The 22,595-nt window shown below is 41.0% G+C and carries 22 protein-coding genes; 11 read left to right on the top strand and 11 right to left on the bottom strand.

The annotated features are described in order from the left end of the window. Positions 1-157: 157 nt before the first annotated feature. Together QMD82_04250 and QMD82_04245 are read right to left on the bottom strand one after the other, a co-directional pair. Complete coding sequence (locus QMD82_04250) at positions 158-580, bottom strand: MOSC domain-containing protein (protein MDI6851131.1); 423 nt, start codon at positions 578-580, stop codon at positions 158-160. An 11-nt stretch (positions 581-591) separates the two neighbouring features. Next, a complete protein-coding gene (locus QMD82_04245; protein MDI6851130.1) occupies positions 592-1,314 on the bottom strand; it encodes a prepilin peptidase in 723 nt (240 codons plus the stop codon). A 114-nt stretch (positions 1,315-1,428) separates the two neighbouring features. Here QMD82_04245 and pilB point away from each other — a divergent pair, with 114 nt between their 5' ends. The 9 genes from pilB (at position 1,429) to QMD82_04200 (ending at position 11,730) form a co-directional block, all read left to right on the top strand. Further along, the gene (gene pilB / locus QMD82_04240) at positions 1,429-3,144 is read left to right on the top strand and encodes a type IV-A pilus assembly ATPase PilB (protein MDI6851129.1); all 1,716 of its coding nucleotides are present in this window, start codon (positions 1,429-1,431) and stop codon (positions 3,142-3,144) included. Positions 3,145-3,147: 3 nt separating this feature from the next. Then, a complete protein-coding gene (locus QMD82_04235; GenBank protein ID MDI6851128.1) occupies positions 3,148-4,230 on the top strand; it encodes a type IV pilus twitching motility protein PilT in 1,083 nt (360 codons plus the stop codon). A 12-nt stretch (positions 4,231-4,242) separates the two neighbouring features. Beyond that, positions 4,243-5,442: a type II secretion system F family protein gene (locus QMD82_04230; GenBank protein MDI6851127.1), complete on the top strand. Its 1,200-nt coding sequence runs from the start codon at positions 4,243-4,245 to the stop codon at positions 5,440-5,442. A 1-nt stretch (position 5,443) separates the two neighbouring features. Beyond that, positions 5,444-6,964 (top strand): ATP-binding protein, encoded by a 1,521-nt coding sequence (locus tag QMD82_04225; protein ID MDI6851126.1) that lies wholly within the window; start codon positions 5,444-5,446, stop codon positions 6,962-6,964. Continuing rightward, positions 6,961-8,295, top strand: coding sequence for a sigma-54 dependent transcriptional regulator (locus QMD82_04220; GenBank protein ID MDI6851125.1), 1,335 nt, complete (start codon positions 6,961-6,963; stop codon positions 8,293-8,295). The genes QMD82_04225 and QMD82_04220 overlap by 4 nt, the downstream gene beginning before the upstream one ends. A gap of 133 nt (positions 8,296-8,428) precedes the next feature. Next, a complete protein-coding gene (locus QMD82_04215; protein MDI6851124.1) occupies positions 8,429-8,932 on the top strand; it encodes a prepilin-type N-terminal cleavage/methylation domain-containing protein in 504 nt (167 codons plus the stop codon). Between the two features lie 394 nt (positions 8,933-9,326). Further along, positions 9,327-10,064: an ABC transporter ATP-binding protein gene (locus tag QMD82_04210; GenBank protein MDI6851123.1), complete on the top strand. Its 738-nt coding sequence runs from the start codon at positions 9,327-9,329 to the stop codon at positions 10,062-10,064. Further along, positions 10,048-10,848: a hypothetical protein gene (locus tag QMD82_04205; GenBank protein ID MDI6851122.1), complete on the top strand. Its 801-nt coding sequence runs from the start codon at positions 10,048-10,050 to the stop codon at positions 10,846-10,848. The genes QMD82_04210 and QMD82_04205 overlap by 17 nt, the downstream gene beginning before the upstream one ends. Positions 10,849-10,854: 6 nt before the next feature. Continuing rightward, positions 10,855-11,730, top strand: a complete 876-nt coding sequence (locus tag QMD82_04200) for a hypothetical protein (GenBank protein ID MDI6851121.1) — start codon at positions 10,855-10,857, stop codon at positions 11,728-11,730. A gap of 34 nt (positions 11,731-11,764) precedes the next feature. On the opposite strand, the gene QMD82_04195 is transcribed toward QMD82_04200, so the two are convergent. Next, positions 11,765-13,006, bottom strand: a complete 1,242-nt coding sequence (locus QMD82_04195; protein ID MDI6851120.1) for an MFS transporter — start codon at positions 13,004-13,006, stop codon at positions 11,765-11,767. Between the two features lie 99 nt (positions 13,007-13,105). Between QMD82_04195 and QMD82_04190 the strand changes: the two genes are divergently transcribed. Next, on the top strand, positions 13,106-14,551 hold the full coding sequence (locus QMD82_04190; GenBank protein ID MDI6851119.1) for a TldD/PmbA family protein: 1,446 nt from the start codon (positions 13,106-13,108) through the stop codon (positions 14,549-14,551). Then, the gene (locus QMD82_04185; protein ID MDI6851118.1) at positions 14,548-15,846 is read left to right on the top strand and encodes a TldD/PmbA family protein; all 1,299 of its coding nucleotides are present in this window, start codon (positions 14,548-14,550) and stop codon (positions 15,844-15,846) included. The genes QMD82_04190 and QMD82_04185 overlap by 4 nt, the downstream gene beginning before the upstream one ends. A gap of 47 nt (positions 15,847-15,893) precedes the next feature. On the opposite strand, the gene QMD82_04180 is transcribed toward QMD82_04185, so the two are convergent. The 8 genes from QMD82_04180 to ftcD all read right to left on the bottom strand — a co-directional run bounded on the left by QMD82_04180 (position 15,894) and on the right by ftcD (position 22,585). After that, positions 15,894-16,493 (bottom strand): DUF4476 domain-containing protein, encoded by a 600-nt coding sequence (locus tag QMD82_04180; GenBank protein ID MDI6851117.1) that lies wholly within the window; start codon positions 16,491-16,493, stop codon positions 15,894-15,896. Positions 16,494-16,508: 15 nt separating this feature from the next. Further along, complete coding sequence (locus QMD82_04175) at positions 16,509-17,099, bottom strand: hypothetical protein (GenBank protein ID MDI6851116.1); 591 nt, start codon at positions 17,097-17,099, stop codon at positions 16,509-16,511. 73 nt (positions 17,100-17,172) lie between these two features. Further along, positions 17,173-17,934: a tRNA (adenine-N1)-methyltransferase gene (locus tag QMD82_04170; GenBank protein MDI6851115.1), complete on the bottom strand. Its 762-nt coding sequence runs from the start codon at positions 17,932-17,934 to the stop codon at positions 17,173-17,175. After that, on the bottom strand, positions 17,934-18,398 hold the full coding sequence (gene ribH, locus QMD82_04165) for a 6,7-dimethyl-8-ribityllumazine synthase (GenBank protein ID MDI6851114.1): 465 nt from the start codon (positions 18,396-18,398) through the stop codon (positions 17,934-17,936). Before ribH ends, QMD82_04170 begins: the two co-directional genes overlap by 1 nt. Before the next feature lie 32 nt (positions 18,399-18,430). After that, positions 18,431-19,651 carry a bifunctional 3,4-dihydroxy-2-butanone-4-phosphate synthase/GTP cyclohydrolase II gene (locus tag QMD82_04160; GenBank protein ID MDI6851113.1) on the bottom strand — a complete coding sequence of 407 codons (1,221 nt, stop codon included), beginning with the start codon at positions 19,649-19,651 and terminating at the stop codon, positions 18,431-18,433. Positions 19,652-19,653: 2 nt separating this feature from the next. Further along, a complete protein-coding gene (locus tag QMD82_04155; GenBank protein ID MDI6851112.1) occupies positions 19,654-20,121 on the bottom strand; it encodes an HIT domain-containing protein in 468 nt (155 codons plus the stop codon). A 63-nt stretch (positions 20,122-20,184) separates the two neighbouring features. Continuing rightward, positions 20,185-20,850, bottom strand: coding sequence for a DNA repair protein RadC (gene radC, locus QMD82_04150; protein MDI6851111.1), 666 nt, complete (start codon positions 20,848-20,850; stop codon positions 20,185-20,187). Positions 20,851-20,926: 76 nt separating this feature from the next. Further along, the gene (ftcD, locus tag QMD82_04145; GenBank protein MDI6851110.1) at positions 20,927-22,585 is read right to left on the bottom strand and encodes a glutamate formimidoyltransferase; all 1,659 of its coding nucleotides are present in this window, start codon (positions 22,583-22,585) and stop codon (positions 20,927-20,929) included. Positions 22,586-22,595: the final 10 nt, after the last annotated feature.

Below are 22,595 nucleotides of genomic sequence, written 5' to 3'. Positions count from 1 at the left end.
GGTCAAATTTAAAAGCGAATATTGGGCAAAAACTGAGCTGATGACAAACCCCACGACTAAAATCAATACGTCTTGCGTTTTCATTGCGTAAAAAATTTGAGCAATAGCAAAAGCAAAAATGCTCAATGATAGAATAAACCTGAATAAGAATTTCGCTTTATTTCTCAATTTTTACTTTGGCACCCTTTTTAATTTTGCCACCCTTTAAGACTTTTGCGAAAATTCCTTCTACTGGCATTATGCATTTTCCGGTCTTGTAAAAAATTGCACATTTTGTATGACATTTTTTCCCTTTATGGGTTACTTCTAAAATTACCTCATCAATCGCGATTTTATCTCCGATTTGGATCTTGGTTAAATTTATGCCCTCGATGAGAATATTTTCGCCAAAAGCTCCTGGGGGCACCTCCAAACCTGATTTTTCAACACTCTCCTTGGCGAGAAGGCTTACCTGCCTTTCACCACCTGCATGGGCGTCACCCTCTACGCCAAAATTCTCTATTAGTGTTAATTCATGAACTTCCTTTTTAGGTATTCCTTTTTTATCGGCAATACAACATGCAAGAACCCTACCTTCCATAGTTCCTCCTCTTATAGTGTAAAGATGCCAATAAATGCGCCGAGAGAAAGAAAAGGGCCAAAGGGTATTTCGTCTTTTATCTTGTTAGGGAAAATAATGTGTGCGAGGAGTGCAAAAATAGAACCAAGAAGCATGGAAAAATATGCACCTTTGAACCCTGTAAAGGAGCTTATTAACATAATGAGAAGTATGTCTCCTTCTCCCATGGCTTCCCTTTTGAGTATTTTGGAAAAGGTAATTCGCAAAATCCAGAATAAGAACCCTGAAATAACCGCTGTCAAAAAAACGTTTAAAAAAGGGATGTCTTTAAGGAATAGTGTGGATATAAGTCCGATCCCAATCCAGGGGATTGTAAGGCTATCAAAGATAACCTTTTCTTTTAAATCAATGAAAGAAATGGTAATAAGGAGCGCAGTGAAAATCATAAACTTGATAGCTATAAAAATATTGAAATTGAATTTGAGATAGACAAGCAAAAAGGCAAAACCTGTAAGACCTTCAACTACCGGGTAAATGGGCGAAATTTTTGATCCACAGTATCTGCATTTTCCTCTCAGAATTATGAAAGAGATTAATGGAATGTTGTCATAGAATTTTATCCTGGTGCCGCAGGATGGACAGTGAGAGGGCGGCTTAATGATGGAGATTCCCTTAGGTAATCTGTAAATAATTACGTTGAGAAAGCTTCCAACCGCAAGTCCTATAAGAAAGAAAAAAATACCAAGTAAAATCATGTAAAAATTTTAAACGCTTGCCTATGTTTATCAAAAAAAGCTTGTTCTTGACAGTAACTGCTTTTTGAATTAAATTTATATAGTTTATGAAGTGAAATTTGGGAGGTGAGGAAAATGGATGTTGGAAAGGTAGTTTCTGTACTATTAAAGTACAGGCTGGTTGACGAAGCAACGGCGATGAAGATCAGGGAAGAGGTAAAAAGGACCAATAAGTCCCCGTATAAAGTGATCCAGGAAATGGGACTTATGACAGAAGAGCAACTTTTAAAGATTTTGGCCAGAGAGTTTAAGGTTCAGATTGCTGAACTTGGAAATGAACCTATTGATCCTACTTTAGTACAATTGATTCCGAGGGAGTTCTGTGAGAAGAATGAAGTATTTCCTTTAAGAAGAAAGGGTAGAGTTTTGTTTGTTGCAATGGCTGATCCCACAAAATGGGAAGTTCTTGATAATTTGAGATTTTTGACTAATTTTAGTATTGAACCTTTACTTATGAGCCCTGAAAAGATTCAGAATCTGATAATTAAAGCCTATGGAGAGAAATCCGAAGTATCGGAGATTGCTAAAGAACTTGCTGAAGAATCTCAGGTTGAGGAGCTGGAAGTAGTAGAAGAAAAAGAAGAGGAGGAGCTTACGGATGCCGCTGCAGCTGCAAAGGATTCTACTGTTCAGCGCTATGTGTTGACTCTATTGAGGGAAGCTATAGAGAGAAAGGCCAGCGATATTCACATTGAACCTTTTGAGAAAAAATTGAGGATAAGATTTAGGATTGATGGAACACTAAGAGAAATAGAACCCCCACCATATAGGTATGCCCGGGGCATTGTTTCAGTTGTAAAGATCATGTCCAATCTAAAAATTGAGGAAAGAAGATTACCACAGGATGGCCATCTAAAGATTAAAGATAAACTGGGAAGGATTATTGATTTCCGTGTTTCTACGCTTCCGGTTAAGCATGGCGAGAAAGTGGTGTTGAGAATTCTGGATAAAAGTAGTCTTACTCTGGATCTTAAAAAACTCGGATTTGAACCTGATTCATTGAAAAAGTTTGAGTATGCTATTACAAGACCTTATGGTATGATTTTGGTGACAGGGCCAACAGGAAGTGGTAAGACCACGACATTGTATTCAGCGCTATCTATTTTGAATAGGCCGGAAGTTAACATTATGACTGCTGAAGATCCTGTAGAGTTCGAGTTTGAGGGAATAAACCAGGTTCAGGTGAGAGAAGAAATCGGTTTGACTTTTGCTGCTGCCCTGAGATCTTTCCTGCGTCAGGACCCAGATATCATAATGGTCGGTGAGATTCGTGACAGTGAAACCGCTTCCATTGCAGTTAAGGCAGCATTAACAGGTCACCTGGTGCTTTCAACATTGCACACCAATGACGCTCCCAGTACAATTGCCCGTCTTGTGGATATGGGGATTCCACCTTATCTTATTGCTGATTCTTTGATTCTCGTTATGGCTCAGCGTCTTGTTCGGAAACTGTGCCCCCAGTGTAAGAAACCTGTTCAACCAACGCCTGAGAAGCTTAAATTAGTTGGCCTTGATCCGAGCTTCCTTGCAGGAAAAGTTGTATATGGTGAAGGGGAAGGCAACTGTGATGTTTGCAAGGGCTCAAGATATAAGGGAAGAGAAGGTATTTATGAGGTAATGTTAATTACTCCGACAATCAGGGAAATGATTCTTGAGGAACGCCCAATTCATGAAATTAGAGAAAAGGCAAGGGAGGAGGGCATGTTGACGCTGAGAGAAGCTGCCCTCCTCAAATTCCAGAGAGGCTTAACTTCTCTTGAAGAAGTTATTAGAGTAACTATGGAGGGATAATTTATGCCAGATGTTACAATTAAAGAACTTTTGGAAGAAATGGTAAGAAAAAACGCAACGGATTTACATCTCTCCGCAGGTGCAGAGCCCTATTTCAGGATTGACAAAACCCTTGTTCCGTCAGGATACAAAGTGCTCACACCATTAGATGTGAAAAATCTCGTGTACAGTCTTCTTTCCGAGTCCCAAAGAGCTAAGTTGGAAAATGAGCTGGAGCTGGATTTCGCTATTTCCATCGAAGGCTTATCAAGATTTAGATGCAATGCTTTCTTCCAGAGGGGAACTGTCGCCTGTGCGATAAGAAGGATTCCTTTCAAGATCCCCCCTATAGAATCCCTTGGGTTGCCACCGGTAGTACACTCCCTCGTGGAAAAAGATAAGGGATTGATTCTGGTTACTGGCCCTACGGGTAGTGGAAAGTCCACAACTCTGGCTGCTATGATAGATAGAATAAATCAGATGAGGGCGTGCCATATTATTACTCTTGAGGACCCAATTGAATACCTTCACAGGAATAAAAAAGCTGTAATTGCTCAGAGAGAAGTTGGACAGGATACTAAATCTTTTGCAACTGCTTTGAAGTACGTATTGAGGCAGGACCCCGATGTGATAATGGTGGGTGAGATGAGGGACCTTGAAACCATTCAATCCGCCTTAATTGCTGCTGAAACGGGCCATCTGGTTCTTGCAACCTTGCACACAGGTACCGCAATTGAATCTGTGAACCGTATCATTGACGTTTTCCCTCCTTATCAGCAGGATCAGGTAAGGGTGCAACTTGCCAGCGTTCTGGAAGGAGTAATCTCTCAAAAGCTCCTGCCGCGGGCGGGTGGTAAAGGAATGGTGCTGGCCTCGGAAGTATTACTTGCTACTCCTGCCGTTCAAACCCTTATTCGTGAATCAAGGACTCATGAGATGTATAGTATTATGCAGTCGAGTCAGGCTTTTGGAATGCAGACAATGAACATGTCTCTTGCAAGCCTCTTTACGCAGGGACTTATCACCCTGCAAACCGCGTTGCTTGCTTCACCTCGGCCCGAGGAGTTGAAAAAAATGGTCAGCATGGCACCCAAATCTGGAAGATAAAAGGAGGATTTTATGGCACGTTTTATTTACACTGCAAAGGATAAAGAAGGAAGGATAAGAACAGGTGTGGTAAATGCCAAATCCAGTGATGAGGTGGTGGCAAGGCTTAGAAATATAGGTCTTATAGTTGTCAAGGTGGAAGAAGAGCGGAAGGGATTCAGCCTACCCTTTGGAGGGAAGCCAGGATTTAAGGACCTTGCAATCTTCTGCAGGCAATTTGCAGTCATGATTGAATCTGGGGTTTCTTTAACACGTGCCCTTGAAATTCTTGGTGAGCAGACCGAAAAAAGAAAATTGAAAGACGCAATTCTTAAAATAAAGCGGGATGTTGAAGGTGGTAAGAGTCTCGGCGATGCTATGAAAGAGCACCCGAGTATTTTCCCGGATTTAATAGTCCAGATGGTGACTGTTGGTGAACAATCCGGACAGCTTGTAAATACCCTAAAACAGGCAGCCACGTTCTATGAAAAGATGGATTCAATAAAAAGAAAGGTCGTGTCCGCCATGGCTTACCCTGCTGTGGTCTTCTTAGTTTTAATTGTAGTTTCAACGGCTATGCTCCTTTTTGTAATTCCTTCCTTTGCCAAAATGTACGAAGAAGTTGGTGCAAAACTACCAGGACCTACTCTCTTTGTAATTGGGATAAGTAAATTCTTGCAGAGATATTTCTTTATCATAGCCGGTGCACTTATTGTTGCCATATTGGCCCTCAGACGCTTTATCAAAACCGAAAAAGGTAAGTTCCTTTGGGATAACTTCACTATGCGGGTTATGATCTTTGGCCCGTTAATTAAAAAGGTCGCAATAGCTCGCTTTGCAAGGACGTTATCCATCTTAATATCCAGTGGTGTTGAAATTTTACAGAGCTTGAAAATTACGGGTAAAGCCTCGGGTAACAAGGTTCTTGAAAAGGCAATGGATAAGGTAGCTCAGAAAATTTCAGCGGGTGAAACCATCACCAAACCCATTCAGGAAACAGGGATCTTTCCACCTCTTGTGGTGCATTTGATTTCCGTTGGGGAAGAAAGTGGAAGACTTGGTGATATGCTTTCTAAAATTGCTGATTTTTATGACGATGAGGTGGATACAGCAGTTTCTACACTTGCATCAACAATTGAACCTATAATGATTGTGATTATTGGTGTTTTTGTTGGCGGAATGTTAATTGCAATGTACTTGCCTATTTTTGGCCTTGCAGGAACGATAAAATAACTTGCTTGGAAGGCGAGAGCTAAGGTATTTTTTAAGCGTAAATTCTTTTGTAGTACTCTTCATAACGTTAGTAGCTTTAATTTATTTAAAAGGAATTGGCGCAGATTCTTTAACTGAACTTTTCATTGGTATTTCATTCCTAACGATCCTTGCTAACTTGATTTTATTCCTTCTCTTTCCTGAAAACACTTTATGGCCTTTCTGGATTTCTCTCGTCCTTTTTGACATTGTGGTCGCAGTCATGTCTATTGCCACAGGGGGAATTGATTCCAGGATAACTTTTCTTTTCGCGTTACCCATTGTATTTGTGGTATATTTTCAGGGGTTAAAAGGGGGGATTGTTCAATCCTTAATAGCCTTACTTTTTCTATACTTTTTGACCCGCTTTCATTATAATATGCCCGGTGAGCATCTTTCTATAGCCCCTTCTCCTTTTACTAAAAAACTTACCTATTTTCTTGTCTATATCTTCATTTTTGCTTCATTGACGGGAGTAACTCTCTACTTCAGCAATCTGTTGAAGCGTCAGGAGAAGGACTTTATTAAGTACAGACTTTCCAGCGAGGAGATACTGAGTATTGTGCCAAGTGGGATTTTGACGATTTCTCCAGCAGGCGAGATAATTTTTGCTAACAAGAGTGCAAGGGAGATCTTGAGTGATTCTGAACTTTCACAGTTCCTCGGGTTGGTCCTGGAGGAAAAGGCTACTTTAAGAAGTGAGCTTGAAATAGGAGGAAAAGTTCTTGGTTATTCCCTAAAAATCCTCAAAGATGGGACAAGAATCGTTGTTTTTCAGGATCTGACTGAGGTGAAGAAACTTGAAAATGAAAGAAGGGAGCTGGAGAGGCTTGCTTTTCTCGGTGAACTTTCGGCAAATCTTGCCCATGAAATAAGGAATCCCGTACAGGCTATAAATATGGCAATGGAACTCATTTTGTCAAAAAAGGTCAATCCTGACGAACAACTTTTAAGGAGCGTGATGTACGATGCAGAAAGGCTATCGGAGGTTGTTAACCGCTTTTTGCAATATGCAAAAATTCCAGAGCTGAGGATCGCCGAGGTAAAGATTGCTGATGTCGTTGCAAGAGCCTTTAAAAACGTAGTCTCGTTGTATCAAGGGAATTATAAACTCAGGAACAGCATTCCTCCTGATTTTATGATACCAGCTGACGAGACAAAATTAGAGGAGCTTTTTATTAATCTCTTCCGCAATAGTATAGAAGCAGATACCAAGGAATATATTGATACTTTATTTCTCAAGCCTGGGGAGCAGATAAAACTTATCGATGGGTCGATTTATCTGGCGAAAAATCCAGCAGTCATTGTCAGAGATTATGGAAAAGGTATGGATAGTGATGTCCTTAAAAGGTCGAAAGAACTTTTTTTTACCACAAAGAAAGGTGGAACCGGTTTTGGACTTGCTATTTGTGAGAGAATCATGAAGGCCCACGGTGGTAATCTGTTAATTTATTCCGTTCCTGGAAAAGGGACGGATGTTATTCTTGAATTCAAATTATCATGAAAAAAGTATTAGTTGTGGATGATGACAAAGGTATCCTTGTAAGCATTGAAAAGTATCTCACTGCATCGGGATATGAAGTCTTTGCCTTCGAAAATCCGGTATCCGCGCTAAGTGAAGCGGAAAGAATTAATCCTCATCTTGCCATTCTGGATCTAAAAATGCCAGAAATGGCGGGGATGGATCTTTTAAGTGAACTTAAAAGGTTGAATCCTGATATCTACGTAATTTTGATAACTGCCTACGGAACTCTCGATTCTGCCATTGAAGCAATCAGAAGGAGGGCAGACGACTTTCTGCTGAAGCCTTTCAGATTACAAGACCTTGAAGCAGCCCTTGCAAGGGCTGAGAAGTACTTGGCTGTTAAAGAGGAAAACCTTCGCCTTAAAAAAGAGCTTAAGTTTTTAAAAGAGTATGAAATAGTGGGTAGATCAAAATCTTTGCTGGAAGTTCTTGATAAAATAAAACAGATTGCACCATACGATACCACCTGCCTAATATACGGAGAGACGGGTACGGGAAAAGAACTGGTAGCGAGAGCTATTCACTACAACTCACCGAGAAAGGATAGACCCTTTATAGCCTTGAACATGGCAGCTATGCCCGAGGAACTGGTGGAAAGCGAACTTTTCGGTTACAAGAAAGGTGCCTTTACCGGAGCGTTTTCGGATAAAGACGGTCTTTTTAAGGTGGCAGAGGGGGGTACTTTATTTCTTGATGAGATTTCTGAAGCATCACCCCGGTTGCAGGCAAAACTCCTCCGGGTGCTTGATTTCAAGGTAATAACTCCTTTAGGTGGCACGAGGGAAGAAAAGATTGATGTCAGGATAATTGCTGCAACAAACCGAAATTTGCCGGAGCTTGTTAAGGAAGGCAAGTTCCGGGAGGACCTATACTACAGGCTTAATGTTACGAGCATTTATATTCCCCCTCTTAGGGAGAGGAAAGAAGATATAGGGCTTTTGTTTAATTACTTTTTGAACAGATACTCGAAAAAGTACGGTAAAAAAGTAGGAATAGAAAGTGGCATAGTTGAGATTCTCGAATCTTACGATTGGCCTGGTAATGTGAGAGAATTGGAACATTTCGTTGAACAGCTTGTTATCACCTCTGATGAGGGCAGAGTTATAAAGACAGGAGAAGTTCGAAGCCTGCTTATTAAAACGACATTTGAAGAAAGAAGACTCAAGAGTTTGAAAGAGGTTGAGAGAGAGCACATTTTGAATGTCCTCAAGTCGACAGGATATAATAAAAGGGAGGCTTCAAAGGTCCTCGGCATTGATCTTTCAACTCTTTACAGAAAGTTAAAGGAGATAGGACATGAAAAAAAATAGTTGCATTTTGCAAAAAGATTTGCAAAATGCAAATAGCAAACCTCCAAAACGGCCTGAAAATAAAAGGTTTATATTTTGGCACAAGGTTTGCAGATATTTTATTAACACAAAACCTTAAACAGGAGGTATAAACATGAGGCGTAAAGGCTTCACACTAATAGAGCTACTCATAGTGATCGCAATCATTGCGATCCTGGCCGCAATAGCCATACCGCAGTTTGCAAGATACAGAATAAGGGCATACAACGGTGCAGCAGAAAGCGATCTAAGAAATGTAAGAACGACATATGAAGCATTTTTTGCAGATTGGCAACATTACCCTGATGCTGTAGGTCCGGATTCTGGACTAATTGCCGTTGCTTGGACAGGTGGCCCCACGAATGCAGTTGATACTTTCAACTTGTCCACCTCGGTTTTCTTCCAGGCTCTTACTGATGCTACAAATGCCTCTTATACAATGGCTACTCACCATACACAGGGTGATACGGGCTTTGGTGCGGATTCCGATGTACAGGGTATCTTTTACTGGAGAGATAGAGCATTCATAGGGGTGGATTTCCCTGGCGATATTACGCCACCTACATCTGTTCCACAACAGGACGATTTCACAGGTGTAGGTAACTGGACGCTTCAGTAAAATTGCAAAAGCTAAGTCATTTTGGGGCCCCTCTCGGGGCCCCAAAATTTTTGTAGAAATTTTATAAATACTTTAATTTCGGCATTACGTGCAACAGTCTGAGTTTTCAATTCACCAAAAATTTTTGTTTCTGGAACGTGATCGTACAGGTTTCCCAACGTTGATCACAGCACGGACATTTTCTTCTTCAAATTTTCTCGGGCTTGTCTATGCATGCCATCGGCATTATCCTATAACTTAGAATATGATGTTGGCATGTGAAATTGGTTTTAGAACTAAAGGTCTTTTATGGAGTCCCCTATGAATCTTAAGAGCGCAAGAGTTTATGTTGCACTTAAAGATGAGGGTGTTATGATAAACTCGCAGGAACGCATTTGCGAGCCTTGTAGCTAATATGCAAGACAATGTAATTGAACTTAATAATGTCTGCAAGACCTATAAGGGGGAGCTATTTGAAAAGCCCTTCAGGACACTTGATGGTATTACCTTTGAGGTTGAAAGAAACAAGTCTTTTGGCCTTATCGGATTAAATGGTGCGGGAAAAAGTACTACTATAAAGATTATCCTCGGTCTTATCTTTCCCGATAGCGGAGTGGTTAAAGTCTTCGGTAAATTTCCCTTTGAAGAGGATGTGAAAAGAAGGTTGTCTTACTTGCCTGAGAATCCTAACTTTTATGAAAATTTGAAAGGTTTTGAACTCCTTGAGTGGGGCGGAAGACTGAGGGGTTTAACAGGAAAGAGCTTGAAAGAAGAAGTAGAAAAGTGGCTTTTTAAGGTAGGTCTTGAAAAGGAAGGAGGGAAACTCATAAAAAAGTATTCCCGCGGTATGGTTCAGAGGCTTGGCCTTGCCCAGGCCTTTATCGGGAATCCTGAACTTATAATTCTTGATGAGCCTTTAAATGGGCTTGATCCACTGGGAAGAAAAATGGCAAGGGATTTGATAGCTGAGGCGCTAGCAGATGGGGCCACCATTTTCTTTACCTCTCACATTCTGGAGGATATTGAAAAGATCTGCGACAGGGTTTGCATTATTCACCGGGGGAGAATTTTGAAATTTGTTGAAACAAAGGAAGTTGAAAGCCTTGAAAAGGAATTTATAAAGACATTAGAGGAATATGAAAAGAACTCTTGAAATTGCAAGGATAACCTTTAAACAGGCTCTTAGAGAAAGGAGTTTTCACATAATCCTTGTTTTACTTCTGCTTGCAATGCTCGGAATGCCGGTTCTTTACAGTTTTACAATGTTTGAAGTTCCGAGAATACTTACGGGATTTGCCCTTTCCTTTGCCAATTTCGTCGTTCTGGTGCTTATGCTCTTTTTAATTCTTGGGCTTATACAGACCGATCTTGAGAGGAAAACCCTCCAATATGTGATTTCTCTTCCCATAAAGAGGAGGGATTACGTTATAGGAAGATATTTCGGCTTTTTGGCTTTTTCAGGATTTTTGGTTTATCTGGTTTTGGTTTTGCTATTTCCTTTTATCTATTACTTTTCCAGATTGAGGCCAGATGCACCTTTTTATGTAGGTTACTATTTCCTATATGGCGTCTTTCTCCTTGTTGAAATCCAGATCCTTGTGTCCTTTGCTCTTTTTTTTATCTCCCTGACTTCCAGGGCTATAGTCTCGATGTTTGGTGTAGTTGGGATTTACATAACAGGTCATACGATAGACGAGGTTGCCGAATTTTTGAGAACTCGAATGGGAATGCAAATGCCCGTCTTTTCTAAAGTTGTTATTAATGTTGCAAAGTATCTCTTTCCCAATCTCTCCCTCTTTGATGTTAAAACAAACTTCATATACAATGTTGGAATAAACCCTGTTTTCCTGCTTTTATCAATTGGCTATGGAATCTTATATGGACTTATAATTCTTGGCCTTGCGGTGGTTCTTTTTGAGCGAAAAGAGATTCTTTAGTTTGGTATGAAGAGGAAAACCTGGGTTTTCAGTTTTCTGGCCCTTCTGGGTTTTCTGGCCCTTACAAACTTTGTATTTGAAACAAAAGTTAAATATCATTTTAAAAGGGGAGAATCCGAAAGTTTCAGGCTTTTTGCGAAGCCCGGCTTTGAAAAGTGGTCTGCTTTTGAATTCAGTTTTCTTAAAGCCTTTTACTATACCCTTTCACTCAGGGTTTATCTTGGGAAACTATCTGAAAAATACTTAACTCCACCCCCTTTTGCGAAAGAGCCCATCGTGAGGACGGCGGAGGTGGTTACGAGACTATGCCCTTATTACTACGATATCTATTACATTGCCAACGGTTATCTCAGCTGGGATTTCGGAGATGTTGAAACTGCAAATAGATTTTTGAAAAAGGGTATTAGTTATTACCCTAAAAGGTGGATTTTTCACCTTTACCTTGGTTTCAATTACTTTTATTTTCTCAAAGATTACGAAAAGGGCGCACACTATCTTCTTAAAGCTAGTGAATTGTCAGGAAGACCTTTTTATGCACACCTTGCTGCAAAATTGCTCTACGCTTCAGGAAGGACAGAAATTGCTATTAGGATTGTGAAGAACATGCTGGAAAACACTAAGGATGAAGGCTGGAGGAAGAGTCTTGAGATCCGGCTAAAAGCTTTAGAAGGAATTTATACTATCGAAAAGGCAGTAGAAGCTTTCAGAGAAAAGATAGGAAGAAACCCTGAAAATATTCAGGAACTTGTTAAGACCGGTTTTTTAAAGTCCATTCCGGAAGATCCTTATGGAGGTGAGTTTTACCTTGATGAGGCAGGCAATGTTAAGACAACAAGTAATTTGGCCTTCACAAAGCAAAATAGAGAAAGTAAAACCAACTGATTTTTTCTCGCTATTTCAAGGATGCTGATGAGCTTCAAAAATACTCCTTCTCCTTGAAGCTTTTCATTTTGCTGTGAAAGTGAAGTCCACCGACTATTAGCACAAGACCACTTATTAAAAATGCTTTTCGGACACCTAAATTTTGTGATAACCAGCCCGCTAATAGACTTCCGAAGGGTGCCATGCCCGTAAAGGAAAAGGTATAAAAACTCATGACCCTTCCCCGTTTCTTCTCTTCCGTTGTTAATTGTAGCAAGGTGTTGCTGGTTATTGTTTCCGATACCATTCCAAAACCGGCTATTGCGATTAGGACTGCAGCGACGTAAAAATTGTTAACCAGGGAAAGAAAAAGCAATGCACTTCCGAAGATAAAGCATGCGTATGGTAGAGTTTTACCTATTCCTTTGATATTTTTCCTTGATGCCATTGCCAGAGCCCCGACTAATGCACCTATACCTATACTGCCCATCAGAAAACCGTATGTGTGTGCCCCTCCTTTTAAAACTTCTTTGGAATAGACAGGCAATAAGATGGTATAGGGCATTCCAATAAGGCTAACAATTGCAAGGAGTGTAATTACATGAAAAATGACACTGTGACTTTTAATGTAAGCTACTCCTTCCTTCAAGTCTTTTAATATTTGGTGGGGTAACTTGGCAGGTTCGGGCAAGTTCAGCCTCATCATTGCCAGGCTTCCTATCACGAAAAGATAGCTAATAGCGTTAATGAGGAAGCAAGCGGCTTCTCCCCTTGTTGTAATAATAATTCCAGCGATGGAAGGTCCAATAAGCCTGGCCAGGTTTACCATTGATGAATTCAAGGCAATGGCGTTATTAAGGTCTTCCTTCCCTTCCACGAGGTGGATAAATAGGGATTGTCTTGCAGGCATGTCAAAGGCGTTCACTGTCCCGAGAATTGTATTTAAAAATATGATAAGTTGAACGTTTACATGGCCTGTCACATAAAAGAAGTATAGAGCAAGGGCTTGAGCCATAGCAATGGTTTGGGTAACAAAAAGCAACTTATACCGATTTACCCTATCTACTATAGTACCTGCGAAAGGCGCAAGGATAAAGGTAGGAAGCTGGCTGGCAAAACCGGTAACTCCCAAAAGTAAAGAAGAGCCTGTTAATCTATAAACAACCCACGGTACCGTTACTCTTTGCATCCATGTACCAATAAGGGAAATGGATTGGCCAATGAAGTAGAGGCGGAAGTTATAGTATTTAAGCGACCTAAAGGTGTTGGGAATTCTTATGCCAAGTCTCCTTTTCATCTTGCAATATGATAAAACCATCCGTTCGTATTTCGAACACATTCCCTCAAAAATTTGATTGTTCGCATTGTGAACTATATATATTATGCAGGAGGGTTTATGAAAGAGCTGGCGCAATTTTTTCAGGATGTAGCAAAAAGGGAGAATATTGAGTACGCCGATATTAGAATCGGCCGATACCGGATACGGGATCTCTTCTTCCAGGATCTGAGTCCTAAGGCAATTGTTGATGAAGAGAAGTTCGGATTTGGAATAAGAGTACTCTACGACGGAGCCTGGGGATTTGCTTCCTCTACTAAGGTCACAAAGGAAGAGATTGAAACTGTTCTTAAAAGAGCGATCGAAATAGCAAAAGCATCCAGTATGGTGAGAGGAGACTACAGGGTAAAGCTGGCACCGGAACCCGTACATGTGGACAGATACATTACTCCTATTGAAATAGACCCATTTTCGGTGCCAATAGAGGAGCAGATAGACCTACTTTACAGGGTAAATGACACAATGCTGAAGGTTAAAGGTATCGTTAAAACCTTTTCTCATATGGAGCTACGGCGAAGAGATCAGGTGTTTGCCTCTACAGAGGGTTCTTTAATCGAAACGATAATCTTTACATCAAATGCGGGATATACCGCCTTTGCGGTCGGCAACAATGATTCTCAATCTCGCAGTTTTCAGGATTATCCACTGAATAAGGGATATGAGCATATTAAAAACCTTGGTCTCCTTGAAAATGCAGAAAGAATTGCAAATGAAGCGGTTATGAAACTTTACGCCGATGAGCCTGACGAGGGAATTATGGATCTTGTGCTGGACCCTGCACACCTTTCTTTAACCATTCACGAATCAGTCGGACATCCAACGGAGCTGGACAGAGTTCTTGGTTATGAAGCCAACTATGCGGGCAGAAGTTTTGCTACACCTGAAAAACTGGGTAACTTCAAGTACGGTTCGCCTCTTGTGAATTTTGTAGCAGATAATATTTTACCTGGCGGTCTTGCCACAACTGGCTACGACGATGAAGGTGTGGAATGTCAAAAGTGGTACATTATTAAAGAGGGAATCCTTGTAGATTACAGCTCTACAAGAGAGGTGGCTTCAATCCTTGGCTTTCCAAGATCAAGGGGTTCGGCGAGGGCTGACAGCTTTGCCTCCTTCCCAATAAACAGAATCCCTAATCTCTCCTTGATGCCGGGCAATGAGCCTGTAACTCCGGAAGACTTGATTGCAGGCGTTAAAAGGGGAATTTACATTGAAGGAAGAGGGAGTTTTTCCATTGACCAGATGAGGCTTAACTTCCAATTTGGTGGTGACATGTTTTATGAAATTAAGGACGGTAAAAAAGGCAGGGTATTGAAAAATGTTATTTATCAATCTATTACGCCTCAGTTCTGGAATTCTATGGATGGTGTTACCGACGAAAGGTTCTGGGAGCCGAGGGGGTTTGTGACCTGTGGTAAGGGTGAACCAACTCAAATTGCCCAGATGACCAATGGGGCACCTTATGCCAGGTTTAGAAATATAAAAGTTGGGAGGGGTAGAAGATGATGGAAAAATTTAAAAATGTGGCAAAAAAGATTATTGATAGCTCAAAGGCGGATCATACCGAGATTTTCCTTTACAGAGTGAAGGAAGATAACACCCGCTTCGGAGAATCGAGGATTACTCAGAATATGGCAAAGGACATCACCTACTTGACTATAAAGGTTCATTCGGGAAAGAAAACAGGGGCTGTTCAGGTGACACTCTCGGAAGATCTTAAAATCGGTGAACTGCTCTCAAGGGCAATGGATATTGCAAAGAGCAGTGTGGAAGACCCCGAATATGTCCCACCTGTGGAAAAACAAGATATACCGGTTATTTCTCGGGCTTTCAGAGAAACGGAGGAACTTCCGCCACATAAGAAGGCTGAAGTTTTAAAGGAAATTTTTGAGGACGCAAAAAAGAAAAACCTTAAAGTTGCAGGTCTTTTTACCAATGGCCTCTACCAGTACGGGGTTTTTAATTCCAATGGCCTTGAGGCTTACTATGAAACCACAATGGCCAGTTTTTCAAATACGGTTCAAACAGAGTCTTCTTCAGGTTATGCGAGGGATCAGGCGGAGGACGTGAGAAATCTTATGCCTAAGGAAATTTACCATACTGCCAGAGAAAAAGCACTAATGGGACAGAACCCAAGGGACCTGGAGCCTGGCCAGTATGATGTGGTGCTGGAACCTCTTGCTGTTGCAGATTTTCTCGCTTTCATGCTTTGGACAATGGATGCAAGGGGAGCGGATGAGGGAATCACTTATTTCTCAGGCAAACTTGGCCAGAAGATCTTTGATGAAAGGGTAAATATGTACTCTGACCCTATGTCTCCTTTAAATCCCTCTATACCCTTTGATGGAGATGGACTTCTATTAAGAAGAGTTGATTGGATTAAACATGGAGTTCTTGAAAATCTTTACTACGACCGCTATTGGGCGATGAAGCAGAATAAAAAGCCTACCGGTCGACCTTTTGCAGTGATCTTTGAGGATACGCAAAAGTCCGTTGGCGATCTTATCAAACAGGTGGAAAAAGGGTTGTTGGTTACGAGGTTCTGGTACATCCGATTTGTTGATAGAAAAAGCATAACTATAACAGGTATGACAAGGGATGGTCTTTTCTACATTGAAAATGGAGAAATAAAGTACCCAGTGAAAAATTTCAGGTTCAACGAATCTCCAGCACGAGTTTTAGCGAACCTCATTGACATAGGTAAGGGGAAGAGGGTAGTAGGTGAAGAGGCAAGTATTGCTATGTACATGCCAGCACTCTTAGTTAAGGATTTTAATTTTAGCTCAAAGACAGAATTTTAGAAAAAAGCTCAGACCTTACGACATAAGCTCGGTTTGAAATTTAGTTTCTAATTTTGCAGAATTTTTCTCAGCTCTTCCTTGGAGCTGGAAAAGGTTAACTCATTCAGAAGCAAGTGGAGGTTCTCCTGGTCAATAATCTTCTGCATAGTAATTTTTACGACTTCTATTCTATCATCATCGCGGAAAAAGATTTTCATGATACGAACAATCTGTTCCGTAGTAAAGTAATTGTTTTTAGCAGCTATCTCAAGGATGGCAAGACGGTTTTGCGTGTTCCATTCTCTACCAATTTGTTCTAAAAGTTTTTGAAAACGATTTTCATCCATGGGTTCAGGTATTGCCAATTCTTGCTGGAATTCCATTGTGTAAAGGTAAAGGACATTTACAAGATCTTCTAACTCAAAAATGAGTGCAGTAGCCTGTTGTCTCGCCAATTCCCCGGGTATCCTCGTAATGTAGTTTTTCTGAAGGATTCGGAGGTCTTCTTTTATTAATCTCAAAATAAGCTCTTGTTCTACATGAGGTATCTTAAGGATCTCTGCCTTTTCCGGAGAGATTCTTACGGGCGCCTCTCCCTTTGGAGTTTTTACGGTAACGGTGTCAATTCTTACCTCAAATAGCAGTGTTAAAATGAAAATTTTTAGCATAACTCCTCCTTTTTATCAGTCTGGCCAAAGTAGGCCTTCCACCTTATATTCAAAAGATTCAAGGCTTGCCCATCCGAGAAGACCCGACTTTGATTTTATCAGATACTGGTGTTTAAAAAGGTTTGAATCTTTAGGTTCACAGAAGATTATAAAGATATTGCTTTTTTCTCTTAAGTATGCAACAACTTTATTATTTTCTCGGGTTCTGTAAATGGGAAAAGATTTTGTTAACGGTGCCTCTGCTCCCACATAGTAAAATTCCTGAGGAACCCTTTCAAGCTCTTCTGTCCGCTGATTAAGTACATATTTTTCGCGTTTTTTCCATAATCCCATCCAGTCGTCTATATAAATTATTCCGTTACCTGAAAAGTGGGGCCACCGGCTCAGTTTCCTGAGAGGTTTTATCGTGTTGCCTTTTACAGAGTCACACAATTCACCGTAAAACTGTAGATTTTTAATGTTTAGTGTGAATTCCCCTTCGGCGTATGTGTTGGTTAAATTTACCAAATCAAGAAACCCGTCACCATTCAGGTCAACTTGTGCTTCTCTTCTTAAATAGTCGGGAGTTTGCAGAAAAATTAAACAATAAAAAAGAACAATCCTCATTAAAGCACTTCCTTGTGAATTATAAGTCGTGAGAGAAGGAGACAAAAATGAGAAGGGGCTTCTTGTTAAATTTTCAGAGATTAACTTTCCTTGCCACCGTAAGATAGCCTGTATGGGAGATCATTCTCTCCTTTGGCCTCGTTCCCACATCCCTTACGAGGATTTCTCTTTCCAGAATTTCAACAGTTTTTATTAGTGCGAAGTTTTGTCTGGAGAGCTCAAAGACCGTTTTTTGAACCTGTTCAACATTGGGTGAAAGGGAAGCCCAGAATCCACCTCCTTTTAGGGATTCCCTTGCCCACCTTACAATTTCCCATGGTTCGGGTACATCAACAAAGATGATATCCAGGTCTTGCACGCCAAATCCCTCTCGTGCTACATCTCTTAGAATAAAGACTACTCTGTCAGAAAGACCATATCTTTCGAGGTTTTCCTTGGCAAGGTTGTGAAAGTCTTCTCTTCTTTCAAAGGAGTAAACTTTCCCCCTCTCTCCAACAATGCTGGCGAGAACAAAGGTGAGACCTCCCGAGCCAGAACCCACTTCTGCAACTATTGAACCGTCTCTGAGGCCTGTTTCAAGGATTAAATAACCTATGTCTTTGGGATACATTATAGTGGTTTTTCTTCTGATGTTCAGCAGAAAATCCGAAGTAGAGGGCTTCAAGACTAAAAATTTATGACCGGTGTGAGACTCTATCACATCACCGTAATTGAGCTCCTCTTTTAAGAGAATTTCACCGAGGTGCGAGGAAAATTTTAAACCCGGCTTGTATTGTAGAAAGTAATGGGCTTTTCGCCCACCATAGAGAATTAAAAAATCTCCGTCCTTTATCATTAAAGCTGTGCTTTCTCTAAGAGCCCAAGGGTTTCAAGGAGTGCCCTTGCAGAATCCCTGCCTTTGTTTCCTTTCTTTCCTCCTGCTCTCTCAATGGCGTCGTCCATGGTATCGGCAGTAATGATTCCGAATACAATGGGTATCCCATAATCAAGGGTAAGCCTTCCGATTCCCCTTGTGACTTCCCCGGCGATGTACTCAAAGTGGGGTGTGTCACCTCTTATAACCGCACCAAGAGCCAGTATCCCGTGGTATTTTTTCTTTTCCAGTAGTCTCTTTATTACGACGGGAATTTCAAAGGAACCGGGTACTTTGTAAATATCAATATCGTTCTTTTCAACACCATGCTGTATAAATTCTTCGACTGCTTCTTTGACAAGCCTCTCCGTTACAAATTCGTTGAATCTTGAAACTACAATGGCCACTTTTTTGCCCTTCCCTGAAATTTCCCCTATGTATTCCATATTTTTCTCTCCTTTTACTACAAATTTTTATGTTATTCGCCCGTTATTTCAAGATCTGATTCGTCGAAGAGGTGACCCAATTTTTCCTTCTTTACTTTTAAATATCTTAGGTTTTCGGGCCTTGGGCTCACCACGATGGGAACTCTTTCTACAACCTTTAGCCCGAAGCCCTCAAGTCCCACAATTTTTTTAGGGTTATTTGTCATCAGTCTTATGTTTTTGAGCCCGAGATCTACTAGTATCTGTGCGCCTATTCCATAATCCCTTAAATCCGCGGGTAGTCCTAACCTTTCATTGGCTTCAACGGTGTCATATCCCTCATCCTGAAGGTGATAGGCTTTTATCTTGTTTTCAAGACCGATCCCTCTTCCCTCCTGCCTCATATAAAGTAGAACACCGGTTCCTTCTCTGTTGATCATTTCCATAGCCTTATGTAGCTGATCTCCACAATCGCATCGGTAAGAACCAAAGACATCACCAGTTAGGCACTCTGAATGGACCCTTACGAGTACATTGTCTTTTTGCTTAACGTCCCCCTTTACCAGGGCAACATGGACTTCCCCTGTGAGTTTGTCTTTGTAGCCAACGATGCGAAAGTGGCCCCATTTTGTTGGCAAATCAGCCTCCGCAATCTTCTCTATGAGTTTTTCATGTTTCATTCGGTAGGCTATAATGTCCTTGACCATTATGATTTTCAGATTAAACTTTTCAGCAAGTTTTTCCAGTTTCGGAAGCCTCATCATACTGCCGTCTTCATCCATGATTTCACAAATCACACCAGCAGGGTAGAGGCCTGCAAGCCTTGCCAGATCTACGGAAGCCTCTGTATGTCCTGCCCTCCTCAAAACTCCGCCATTTTTTGCCATCAATGTATATACATGTCCAGGTTTTGCGAAGTCATCGGCCTTTTTAGTTTTGTCAATAGCAAATCTGATGGTCAATGCCCTGTCAAAAGCCGAAGTCCCCGTCGTGGTTCCCTCTTTAGCATCTATTGGGATTCCAAAATTGGTTCCATGTTTTGAGGTGTTGGAAATAGGGAGGTCCAATTCCAGCTCGTGGAATCGGTCTTCCGGTAAAGCCAGGCAGACGAGTCCCCTTCCTTCCTTTGTCATGAAGTTGATGTGTTCCGGCGTGACCCTTTCTGCTGCTACCACGAAATCGCCTTCATTTTCCCTATCTTCGTCATCTACAACGATTACAATTTTACCATTTCGAATATCTTCAATGGCTTCTTCAACGGTGGAAAAAGGCATTTTTATTCCTCTCTTTCAAAATATTTTTTAAGTTTTTCAAAGGTTTTTTCTATGCCCTCAGGTACGACTCTCACTTCTCCGATTACGGGCATGAAGTTTGTGTCGCCGTTCCACCTTGGAACGACGTGGAAGTGAAGGTGCCCTTCAAATCCCGCACCGGCAACCTTTCCGATGTTTACGCCAATGTTAAAGCCATCAGGATTGGCTTCTTTTTTCAACGCTTCAATACCATGGTTTATCAGTTCAAAGATCTCCTTTAATTCTTCTGGAGTTAATTCGGTTGTTTCCTTAATATGCCGTTTTGGAGCGACCATAAAGTGCCCAGGATTGTAAGGAAAGAGATTTAACATTGCAAAAGCATTTTGCGTTTCTTTTAGAACAAATTGTTTTCTCTCGCAAAAGATGCATCCTTTGGTTTGGTTGGCAACCTTTATATATTCTATCCGCCATGGTGCCCAGATTCTCTTCATAGTGAAATTTTAAAATCTAAAGCATGAATTTACAAAGTTTTAAGGCTTGTCAAGGGTCTTATCTTAGAATTTGAGAAGCTCTTTTAAACTCACGAAGGCGTTATCACCTATGATGATGTGGTCGAGAAAATCAATTTCCATGATTTCAGCTATTTCTTTTATTTTCCTTGTAAATTCAACATCTTCTACCGAGGGGGTGGGGTCGCCTGAAGGGTGATTGTGAACAAGAATAAAGGAGACTGCAGAAATCTCAAAGGCGGGACGAAATATTTCACGGGGATGGGATAGGGTTTTATCTACGGTACCGATTGATATCAATTCATCTCTTAGAAGTTTATTTTTAACGTCAAGGAATAGTCCTCTCAAATGTTCCTTCTTCAAAAATTGCATGTTTTTACAGTATTCAAATACGTCCTGTGGCTTCAAGAATTGATTTGCGGATTTTTCCTTAAATAGGCGTCTTGAGAGCTCTACCATGGCGGTTATCTGACAGGCCTGAACGAAACCTATTTCAAATAATTCCTGGAGATCCGCCACTTTGAAATTCTGCAAAAACAGGCTGTTACCATATTGCTCTATAATTCTCTTTGACAGGGAAATAACATCTTCTTTTACTGTACCCTTCCCAAGAACGCAGGCAAGGAGCTCGTAATTTTTAAGGGATGAGGCGCCGAGTAGCATTAATTTCTCTCTGGGCCTTGCCTCCAGGGGAAGTTCTTTTATTTTCATCGAGTAAAATTCTATCAGACTACAAAAGAAAAGACAAGCTCGATTTTTATTTCGTAGAAGTGCGAAATTTTCTTCGCTACTCCGCTTTCAGACTTTCTTCAACCTTTTTCAGGTTTTCTTCAACTACCTTCCTCACTCTGCTAAGTATTTTTTCTGCTTTTTCACGGACTTCTTTTTTAAAGGTTTCATCCTTTAGATTTTTCAAGTTTATTGTTATGTTAAGGTATGCTCCTTCACAGGCACTCCTTGCCTGTATCAGCGCGCATCCAGCGTCGCTCAGAGCGTTCTTGTTCCCCTTTTCTGCAACTTTTTGCGCAATTTCTACGAGCTTTTCGCTCAATTCCGTAACTTTCAACGGTACTAAAGTGGCTTCTTGATTGGCCTTTTCAATAGCCTCTTCCCTTATTCTGATTTCTTCTTCAGTTTTCTTTGGCAGTGAATAGGCAGACATTACTTTGTTGAAGGCCTGGGTATCTTCGTCGATAATTTTTAATAGAGTATCTTTTAACGCCTGGGCTTCAATAGATACTTCTTCCATGAGGTCCTTTACGTCCTCATATCCTTTCTTCCCATGAGTAAGGTTTGCAACCATTGAAGTAAGGGCAGCAGAAAGGGCGCCCGATAGTGCCGAGACACTTCCGCCACCGGGTGCTGGAGAGTCAGTAGAAAGTTCATTGGTGAAATCTATGAGTGACATGTTCTGGAGTTTTGATTCTTCAGGGTTTTCAAGCAAGTATTCTATTATTTTTTTCTCTGGCTCAAATCTGGCTACATCGTTTAGCCCGAGAGATTTTATTGCTATGTGTATGATTTCCTTCTCAGGAATACCCGTGTTTTTCCCCTGTTTCTTTAAATAGTACCTTCCTGTTTCTAAAAGTGCTTCTTTCGGGACCAGTCCAACTATTTCACTTCCTGTAACCCGAAGCCCCTCTTTTTGTGCCTCTTCTATGCAAGTTTCAAAAACTTTCCAAAGAGGGGTTTTTTTGTAATTTGTCAAATTTATGGAAATCTGAGCGATGCCGTATTCGTCAATGTACCAGCCAATTGCTCTGACGTATTGCAAGAGACCGGGAATTTGTTTCGTTTCTCCGTTCTCGTCCTTAACGGTGTAACCTGTTTCCCTGATTCGTTTCGCAATTTTATTGGCAAGCTTTTTGTCTTTGGTATTTAAATTGACATTGTAGGCAATTAAAAACTCTCTTGCTCCTATAACGTATGCACCGGATTTTGGATTAAATTCAGGCTTTCCATAATCCGGGTGCCACTCTGGATCCATCAGTTTTTCTGGAAGCCCTTCATATTCTCCTTTTCTAATGTTAGGTAAACTTTTTCTTTCTGGTTTGGTTGCTGCTTCTTCGTACATGTAAACGGGCACGTTCAATTCTTCAGCGACCCATTTACCAACTTCATGTGCGATTTGAACACATTCTTCCATTGTTACTCCGCTTATGGGTACAAAGGGTACGACATCACAGGCTCCGATTCTCGGATGTTCTCCTTTGTGTTTGGTCATATCAATGAGTTCTGTGGCTTTCTTAATTGCCTTCATTGCGGCGAGTTTAACTGCTTCAGGCTCACCAGCAAAGGTGAAAACAGTCCTATTTGCGGCATATCCTGGATCAACGTCCAGCAATTTTACTCCGGACACACTTTCAATTTCTTTCGAAATAGCGTTTATCACTGATGGGTCCCTTCCTTCAGAAAAATTTGGAACACACTCAATTATCCTCTTCATTCACTCCTCC

The organism is bacterium, assembly GCA_030019025.1.
GTDB lineage: Bacteria > Hydrothermota > Hydrothermia > UBA1063 > UBA1063 > UBA1063.
This window is presented reverse-complemented; position numbering and strand designations above follow the sequence as displayed.

Coding starts and splice junctions, on each gene's coding strand:
- QMD82_04180 (MDI6851117.1), bottom strand. CDS start 16,493: ATGCTAAAAATTTTCATTTTAACACTGCTATTTGAGGTAAGAATTGAC.
- QMD82_04200 (MDI6851121.1), top strand. CDS start 10,855: ATGAAGAGGAAAACCTGGGTTTTCAGTTTTCTGGCCCTTCTGGGTTTT.
- QMD82_04235 (MDI6851128.1), top strand. CDS start 3,148: ATGCCAGATGTTACAATTAAAGAACTTTTGGAAGAAATGGTAAGAAAA.
- QMD82_04215 (MDI6851124.1), top strand. CDS start 8,429: ATGAGGCGTAAAGGCTTCACACTAATAGAGCTACTCATAGTGATCGCA.
- QMD82_04205 (MDI6851122.1), top strand. CDS start 10,048: ATGAAAAGAACTCTTGAAATTGCAAGGATAACCTTTAAACAGGCTCTT.
- QMD82_04250 (MDI6851131.1), bottom strand. CDS start 580: ATGGAAGGTAGGGTTCTTGCATGTTGTATTGCCGATAAAAAAGGAATA.
- pilB (MDI6851129.1), top strand. CDS start 1,429: ATGGATGTTGGAAAGGTAGTTTCTGTACTATTAAAGTACAGGCTGGTT.
- ribH (MDI6851114.1), bottom strand. CDS start 18,398: ATGGAATACATAGGGGAAATTTCAGGGAAGGGCAAAAAAGTGGCCATT.
- QMD82_04160 (MDI6851113.1), bottom strand. CDS start 19,651: ATGCCTTTTTCCACCGTTGAAGAAGCCATTGAAGATATTCGAAATGGT.
- QMD82_04245 (MDI6851130.1), bottom strand. CDS start 1,314: ATGATTTTACTTGGTATTTTTTTCTTTCTTATAGGACTTGCGGTTGGA.
- QMD82_04155 (MDI6851112.1), bottom strand. CDS start 20,121: ATGAAGAGAATCTGGGCACCATGGCGGATAGAATATATAAAGGTTGCC.
- ftcD (MDI6851110.1), bottom strand. CDS start 22,585: ATGAAGAGGATAATTGAGTGTGTTCCAAATTTTTCTGAAGGAAGGGAC.
- QMD82_04170 (MDI6851115.1), bottom strand. CDS start 17,934: ATGATAAAGGACGGAGATTTTTTAATTCTCTATGGTGGGCGAAAAGCC.
- QMD82_04195 (MDI6851120.1), bottom strand. CDS start 13,006: ATGAAAAGGAGACTTGGCATAAGAATTCCCAACACCTTTAGGTCGCTT.
- QMD82_04210 (MDI6851123.1), top strand. CDS start 9,327: ATGCAAGACAATGTAATTGAACTTAATAATGTCTGCAAGACCTATAAG.
- QMD82_04185 (MDI6851118.1), top strand. CDS start 14,548: ATGATGGAAAAATTTAAAAATGTGGCAAAAAAGATTATTGATAGCTCA.
- QMD82_04220 (MDI6851125.1), top strand. CDS start 6,961: ATGAAAAAAGTATTAGTTGTGGATGATGACAAAGGTATCCTTGTAAGC.
- QMD82_04190 (MDI6851119.1), top strand. CDS start 13,106: ATGAAAGAGCTGGCGCAATTTTTTCAGGATGTAGCAAAAAGGGAGAAT.
- QMD82_04175 (MDI6851116.1), bottom strand. CDS start 17,099: ATGAGGATTGTTCTTTTTTATTGTTTAATTTTTCTGCAAACTCCCGAC.
- radC (MDI6851111.1), bottom strand. CDS start 20,850: ATGAAAATAAAAGAACTTCCCCTGGAGGCAAGGCCCAGAGAGAAATTA.
- QMD82_04230 (MDI6851127.1), top strand. CDS start 4,243: ATGGCACGTTTTATTTACACTGCAAAGGATAAAGAAGGAAGGATAAGA.